The organism is Burkholderia sp. Ac-20392 (genome assembly GCF_017104585.1).
Taxonomy (GTDB): Bacteria; Pseudomonadota; Gammaproteobacteria; order Burkholderiales; family Burkholderiaceae; genus Burkholderia; species Burkholderia lata.
Genome location: NZ_JAAGPB010000479.1, coordinates 1 through 6,443, shown reverse-complemented (window position 1 = coordinate 6,443; position 6,443 = coordinate 1). Strand labels below are relative to the sequence as shown.

Sequence of the window (6,443 nt, the reverse complement as noted above, 5' to 3'; positions counted from 1 at the left end):
GGCTGCGCGACACGCTGCACGCGCTCGTCGGCCTGCGCCTGTCGCTGTATCCGGCCGCGGCCGGGCAGCCGCCGCAGGCGCCGGACGGAGCACGCGCATGATCCCGCTTTCCCATTCGTCTTTCCGACCGCGACCATGATCGGCGAAATCGACATCTTCGGCGTATTCGTGCCGGCCCCGCTCGTGCTGATGCTGATCGCCTACCTGATCAACATCGTCGTGCGCGCCGTACTCGAGCGCGTCGGCTTCTACCGCCTCGTCTGGCACCGTTCGATCTTCGACCTCGGCATCTATGTATTCGTGTTTGCCGCCGTCGTGATCGTTTCCCACCATCTCGTGGCTACCTAACGTGAAAAAAACCTGGCTCTCGGCAGGGCAAATCCTGCTCACCCTGATCGTCGTCGTCGTGGCCGCCATCGTGCTGTGGCGCATCGTCAACTACTACATGTTCTCGCCGTGGACCCGCGACGGTCACGTGCGCGCCGACGTGATCCAGGTGGCGCCGGACGTGGCGGGCCTCATCACGTCGGTGCAGGTCGCCGACAACCAGGAGGTCAAGCGCGGCCAGGTGCTGTTCGTGATCGACCAGGCCCGCTACACGCTCGCGGAACGGCTCGCCGAAGCCACGCTCGCACAGCGCCGCGCGACGCTCGCCCAGGCGAAGCGCGAATACGCGCGCAATCTGCAGCTCGGCAACCTGGTCGCGAGCGAGCAGGTCGAGGAAAGCCGCACGCGCGTCGAACAGGGCGAAGCCGCCGTCGCCGATGCGCAGGTGTCGCTCGACACCGCGAAGCTGAACCTGCAGCGCACGACGATCGTCAGTCCCGTAGACGGCTACCTGAACGACCGCGCACCGCGCGTCGGCGAATACGTACCGGCCGGCCGCGCGCTGCTGTCGGTCGTCGATCGCAATTCGTTCCGCGTCGACGGCTACTTCGAGGAAACCAAGCTGCGCGGCATCCACATCGGCCAGCCGGTCGACATCATCGTGATGGGCGAGCCGCGTGCGCTGCGCGGCCACGTGCAGAGCATCGTCGCCGCGATCGAGGATCGCGACCGCACGCAGGGCGCGAACCTGCTGCCGAACGTGAACCCGGCATTCAGCTGGGTGCGGCTCGCGCAGCGCGTGCCGGTGCGCGTGGTGCTCGACGAAGTGCCCGACGATTTCCGGATGATCGCGGGCCGTACCGCGACCGTGTCGATGCGCGACGCCGATACGCGCCGCAAGGACAATGCGAAGCCGGCAGCGGGTGCTTCGGCGGCAGCCGCCGGCACTACGTCGGTGGTCACGCCGGTATCGACGGCTTCCGGCGCCGCCGCCAGCGCAGCAGGAGCATCGCAATGAAGCGGCACGGTCTGCGCCTCGCCGCGACGCTCGCGCCGCTTGCGCTCGCACTCGGCGCGTGCAAGTCCGTCGGCCCCGATTACACACTGCCACAGCAGGCGTACGTGAATGCGCCGCTCGCGAACCATGCGCTCGACGATGCGAACGGCACGCTCGTGTCGCGCGACGCCGTGCCCGGCAACTGGTGGCAACTCTACGACGACCCCGTGCTCGACGGGCTCGTGCGCGATGCGCTGAAGTCGAACACCGACCTGCGCGTCGCCGCGGCCAACCTCGCGCGCTCGCGCGCGGCGCTGGAAGTCGCGAGCCAGCAGGGCGGCTTCTCGGGTGGCGCGGAAGCCGCCGTGCAGCGCGCCCAGGAATCGGCCGAGCAATACCTGCTCGAGAACAAGCTGCCTGTCGTCAACGAAGGCACGGTCGGCATCAACGTGTCGTACGAGATCGACCTGTTCGGCAAGCTGCGCCGCGGCGTCGAAGCCGCGCGCGCCGACAGCGAGGCCGTCAGGGCCGCCGGCGACCTGGCGCGCATCACGGTCGTCGCGGACGTCGTGCGTGCGTACGTCGAATCGTGTTCGGCCGGCGACGAGCTGGCCGTCGCGAAGCAATCGCTCGCGCTGCAAAAGCAGCGCGTCGCGCTGTCGCAGCGGCTACGCGATGCCGGGCGCGGCAACCAGACCGACGTGACGCGCGGCGTGACGCAGGTGCGCACCCTCGCCGCCGATATCCCGCGCTTCGAAGGCCGCCGCAAGGTCGCGCAATACCAGCTCGCCGCGCTGCTCGCGCGCTCGCCCGCCGACCTGCCGAAGGCCGTCGCCGAATGCGAGCACCTGCCGAAGCTGCGCCAGCCGATTCCGATCGGCGACGGCGCCGCGCTGCTGCGCCGCCGCCCCGACGTGCGCGCAGCCGAACGGCAACTCGCCGCCGCGACCGCGCGGATCGGCGTGGCGACCGCCGCGCTGTACCCGTCGATCAGCATCGGCGCGTCGGCCGGCTCGGTCGGTGTCGCCGCCGACCTGTTCTCGTCCACGACGAATCGCTGGTCGTTCGGCCCGCTGATCAGCTGGTCGTTCCCCGTCAACGGGCAGCGTGCGCGTGTGCGCGAGGCCGAAGCCGCGACGGGTGGCGCACTCGCGCACTTCGACGGCGTCGTGCTGAACGCACTGCGCGAAACGCAGTCGAGCCTCGCGACCTACGCAGCCGACGTGCAGCGCACGGAAGCGCTGCGCACCGCGTACGAATCGGCGCGCAATTCCGCCGACGAAACGCATCGCCTCTATCTGGCCGGCCGCGAGTCGTTCATCTCCGATCTCGATGCCACACGCACGCTCACTAGCGTGCAGGCGCAGGTGGCAGCAGCCGAAGGCCAGGTCGCGACCGACCAGGTGCGGCTCTTCCTCGCGCTCGGCGGCGGGTGGGAATCCGAGGGTACGGCCGCCGCACCGGATGCCCGTCCCGACGCCACGCGGGCTGCCGCGACGCCCGCGAAAAGCGAGTAATCACGGGGGCGTTATCACCTTCAGTACATAACGCATGCCTGGCGAAACGCCCGGTGGTGGCGGGTTTCCCTGATTCGCGCCATAGCATCCGAAGGACGACGAACATCCACGTTGGCGGTAAACTGGCCGATGCATTTCCATTCATCTTTCGCCGCTGAACCTTCGGCGGCAACCACTCGGAGATCCATCATGCGAACCAGCGCCCGCAACCACTTCGCCGGCCAGGTCAGCGCCGTCAAGACCGGTGCCGTCAACGACGAAATCACGCTCCGCACGCAGGACGGCCTCGACATCGTCGCCGTGATCACCCACGGCAGCGCGGCTTCGCTGGGCCTCGCCGCCGGCTCAAAGGCATTCGCACTCGTGAAGGCGTCGTCGGTCATCGTGATGGTCGACGTCGACAGCAGCAAGGTATCGGCCCGCAACTGCGTCGCAGGCACCGTATCGTCGGTCACGAAAGGCGCGGTCAATTCGGAAGTCGTGATCAAGGCCGCGGGCGGCGCCGAGATCGTCGCGATCGTCACCAATGACAGCGTCGATCGCCTCGGCCTTGCGAGCGGCACGGCTGCGTCCGCGATCTTCAAGGCATCGAGCGTGATCGTCGGCGTCGAGTGAACGCATGACGATCGCGATGGCGATCCGTTTGGCACGGCGCATTCACGCGAATCGCGCCGTGCGGCTGCCGGTCGGATGCACGCGATGACAACCGCGTTCGATCAGGCTCGGCAACGGGCACTGCAGTCGTTGCTGTCCGCAACGGCCGGCGCCGACACGCCCGATGCACACCTGTTCGGCGCACTCGTTGCGGCACGCGCGCGCCGCAATGAACTCAGGCTGCTCGGCCTGTCTCATCCGCAGCTGGCCGGCCTGCTGACGCGGCAGTTTCCGCGCCTGCCTGCGGCCGATGTCGCGGCGCTCATGCCGACGGCCGCGATGGCACTGCTGCCATCCACCCACGCGACGTTCGTCGCGACGCTGCACGCGCGGTTGATGAACGACGCGAATCCCGCCGTCGACCGCGACGACGCCGGTTGTCTCGCGTCGATCATCGCGCATGCGTGCCTGCGCCCCGATCATCTGTGGCGCGATCTCGGGCTCGACGGGCGCGACGCGGTATCCGCGATGCTCGATCGCTATTTCCCCACGCTTGCCGCGCGCAACGTCGCTCACCTGCGCTGGAAGAAATTCCTCGCACAGGAAGTGGCCGCCTCGCTCGATGTGCCGCCGGGCCCGGCCCCCGGGTGCCCGGGCTGCGAGGATTTCGGCTTCTGCTTTCCTCACGCGCGATAACCCGCGATACCCGCCACCGCGGCCCGGGCGACCCATTCGATTCGTCGCATCGCCATCTGGAGAAACGCCTTGACCGACCTTGCGAGCCCCAACCTGCCGTCACGCGATTTCGAAGTCACGTCCCGCTTCTACGAAAAACTGGGGTTCGCTGAAACCTGGCGCGACGACGGCTGGATGATCCTCAAGCGCGGCGACCTGTTGCTGGAATTTTTTCCGCACCCCGAACTCGATCCGGCGACGAGCTGGTTCAGTTGCTGCTTCCGGCTCGCGGACGTCGGCACGTTCTTCGACGACGTGCTCGCAGCCGGCATTCCGGAGCAGGCAACCGGCTGGCCACGCGCGCACCGGCCGACACGCGAAGCCTGGGGCGGCACCGTCGGCGCACTGATCGATCCTGACGGCTCGCTGATCCGGTTGATCCAGACCGAAGACTAGGCGCATCGCCGCTGTTGCGGCCGCGCTCGGGCGGCGCTGCGAACAGGTGCGTGCGCGATGCGGCGCACATCCCATAAACGGTCACCTTGTGATCCGTGTCGTTCGCCGCGCATGAAGCGGTCAATGCCGGTGCCGGTGATGAATGTCCGGAAAATGCGCATGGCTGTGCGTGATCGGCAGATGCACGTGCGGATGCGAGTGCGGTTCGTTGCCGTCGTACGCAAAATCGTGCGCATGCTGGTGATGTTCGTCGTGCCGATGCCGATGCGTGTGCTCGAGCTGCTCGTGTGTGTGCGTGTGTTCATGCCGTTCGCGAACGTGCAGCCAGATGCCGAGCGCCATCAGCGCGGCAGCGATCCAGAACGTCGCGGGCGGCAGCGCGGGCCAGATCAGCAGCGACAGCACGACGCCGAACAGCGGCGCGATCGAGAAATACGCCCCCGTGCGCGCGCTGCCGAGATGACGCAGTGCGACGACGAACAGCACGAGGCTGATCCCGTAGCCGCCGAGCCCCGTCAGCATCGCGGCAGCCGTGACCGGGACAGCCGGCAGCGTTGCGCCGGTCGCCAGCGCGATGCCGATGTTCACGGGTCCGGCGATCAGCCCCTTCGCGCACGCGATGACCATCGCGTCGTTTGCGGCCACCTTGCGAGTCAGGTTGTTGTCGACCGCCCAGCACAGGCATGCGCCGACGATCAGCAACGCGCCGACCGGCACGCCGGCCTGGCCCGGCGTCCACGACAGCAGCGTGCCGCCGGCAACGATCGCGACCATCCCGAGGAACACCTGCGAATCCACGTTCTCGCGAAACACGACCCACGCGATGACGGCCGTCAGCACGCCCTCGAGATTGAGCAGCAACGCGCTCGTCGCTGCCGGCGTGCTCGACAGCCCGAGCATCAGCAAAGCCGGACCGGCCACCCCGCCCGCCGCAATCGCACCGGCCAGCCACGGCAGCTCGGCACGCTGCAGCGGCGCGGCGTCTGCGATCGGCGCATGTCGGTTGTGCAGGCGGCGAAGCAGGATCCCGATACCGAGCCCGACGCCACTGCCGAGATAGAACAGGCCGGCGACCATGAACGGCGACATCGCACCGATCAGCGCCTTGGCGAGCGGTGTCGCGGCGCCGAACAGCGCGGCAGCGGTGAGCGCGACGAGAATCGCGGAATGTCTCGAGTGCATGATCCGGTTTGAATTGACGTTGAAAGGCGCCAGCCGTGGCAACGGGTCGTGTCGCAGTCGGCTTTTCGGACCTTTCGAAATGCAAGCTGCATCGCAACCGGCCAGCTTGTGCGCGACCTGACGACCCCGTCGAGATTATCGCGCGTCATCATGTCGCGACGATCGGGCGCGAACGTCCACGCGCCAGTCGAGGGTTCCGGCATGCCTCTATCTTAGGAAAACGAATTAATTGAATGAAGCGTTGCCGCATTACGGACGGACGTATCGTCCATGCGCAAGCGACGCAGTCGAAACAATGACCATGCAGCACCGATCGGCGAACTATTGTCGTCCGGTCGCGTAGTCTGTGCGAAGTGGAATTGGTAAGGACCCGGCACGTCGGGCACCGGTGGGAGCAGTCCTGACCTGCCTCGGTCGAGGCAGGTCAGTCTGTCGTGTCATGCACCTCAGGCGAGGTGCACGCAGATCGCGCCGTGCGGTATGCAGCGGCGCGGTGCCGATTACTCGTTTCCGGCCGTTTGCTGCTCGACCTGCGGCGCTGCGTCGGCTTGCGCTTCCACGTTTGCCGGTTGCGGCTCGGCGGCGGCCTCGGCCTGCTGCTCGGCCTTCGGCTGCTGCTGCGCGCCCTTGGCCGCTTGCGCCGCGCCCTTGCCGGGGCGGCGCGCCTTCAGCCGGCGCGCCCGTGCGGCGTCGTC

Annotated in this window: 7 protein-coding genes and 1 pseudogene; 6 read left to right on the top strand and 2 right to left on the bottom strand. The window is 67.8% G+C overall.

Annotated features, from left to right (window positions below; translation table 11 throughout):
• Positions 1-135: 135 nt before the first annotated feature.
• The 6 genes from G3N99_RS32530 to G3N99_RS32505 all read left to right on the top strand — a co-directional run bounded on the left by G3N99_RS32530 (position 136) and on the right by G3N99_RS32505 (position 4,566).
• Entirely contained in the window at positions 136-348 is a 213-nt protein-coding gene (locus tag G3N99_RS32530; RefSeq protein ID WP_011350409.1) for a DUF1656 domain-containing protein, read from the top strand.
• A 1-nt stretch (position 349) separates the two neighbouring features.
• Positions 350-1,345 carry an HlyD family secretion protein gene (locus G3N99_RS32525; RefSeq protein ID WP_206124423.1) on the top strand — a complete coding sequence of 332 codons (996 nt, stop codon included), beginning with the start codon at positions 350-352 and terminating at the stop codon, positions 1,343-1,345.
• Complete coding sequence (locus G3N99_RS32520) at positions 1,342-2,841, top strand: efflux transporter outer membrane subunit (RefSeq protein ID WP_174943322.1); 1,500 nt, start codon at positions 1,342-1,344, stop codon at positions 2,839-2,841. The genes G3N99_RS32525 and G3N99_RS32520 overlap by 4 nt, the downstream gene beginning before the upstream one ends.
• A gap of 189 nt (positions 2,842-3,030) precedes the next feature.
• Complete coding sequence (locus G3N99_RS32515) at positions 3,031-3,456, top strand: TOBE domain-containing protein (RefSeq protein ID WP_174943326.1); 426 nt, start codon at positions 3,031-3,033, stop codon at positions 3,454-3,456.
• Positions 3,457-3,540: 84 nt separating this feature from the next.
• Positions 3,541-4,131 (top strand): nitrogen fixation protein NifQ, encoded by a 591-nt coding sequence (locus G3N99_RS32510; RefSeq protein WP_206124422.1) that lies wholly within the window; start codon positions 3,541-3,543, stop codon positions 4,129-4,131.
• A 69-nt stretch (positions 4,132-4,200) separates the two neighbouring features.
• Positions 4,201-4,566, top strand: a complete 366-nt coding sequence (locus tag G3N99_RS32505; protein WP_206124421.1) for a bleomycin resistance protein — start codon at positions 4,201-4,203, stop codon at positions 4,564-4,566.
• Between the two features lie 120 nt (positions 4,567-4,686).
• Here the strand turns inward: G3N99_RS32505 and G3N99_RS32500 are convergent, their stop codons facing one another.
• Positions 4,687-5,748: a DMT family transporter gene (locus G3N99_RS32500; protein WP_174943334.1), complete on the bottom strand. Its 1,062-nt coding sequence runs from the start codon at positions 5,746-5,748 to the stop codon at positions 4,687-4,689.
• Positions 5,749-6,248: 500 nt separating this feature from the next.
• A pseudogene (locus G3N99_RS32495) lies at positions 6,249-6,443 on the bottom strand (ProQ activator of osmoprotectant transporter prop); the annotation flags it as partial.

What these genes read in the sequence shown, in the direction of transcription:
- G3N99_RS32515 (WP_174943326.1), top strand. Translation starts at nt 3,031, where the DNA reads ATGCGAACCAGCGCCCGCAACCACTTCGCCGGCCAGGTCAGCGCCGTC.
- G3N99_RS32500 (WP_174943334.1), bottom strand. Translation starts at nt 5,748, where the DNA reads ATGCACTCGAGACATTCCGCGATTCTCGTCGCGCTCACCGCTGCCGCG.
- G3N99_RS32510 (WP_206124422.1), top strand. Translation starts at nt 3,541, where the DNA reads ATGACAACCGCGTTCGATCAGGCTCGGCAACGGGCACTGCAGTCGTTG.
- G3N99_RS32530 (WP_011350409.1), top strand. Translation starts at nt 136, where the DNA reads ATGATCGGCGAAATCGACATCTTCGGCGTATTCGTGCCGGCCCCGCTC.
- G3N99_RS32520 (WP_174943322.1), top strand. Translation starts at nt 1,342, where the DNA reads ATGAAGCGGCACGGTCTGCGCCTCGCCGCGACGCTCGCGCCGCTTGCG.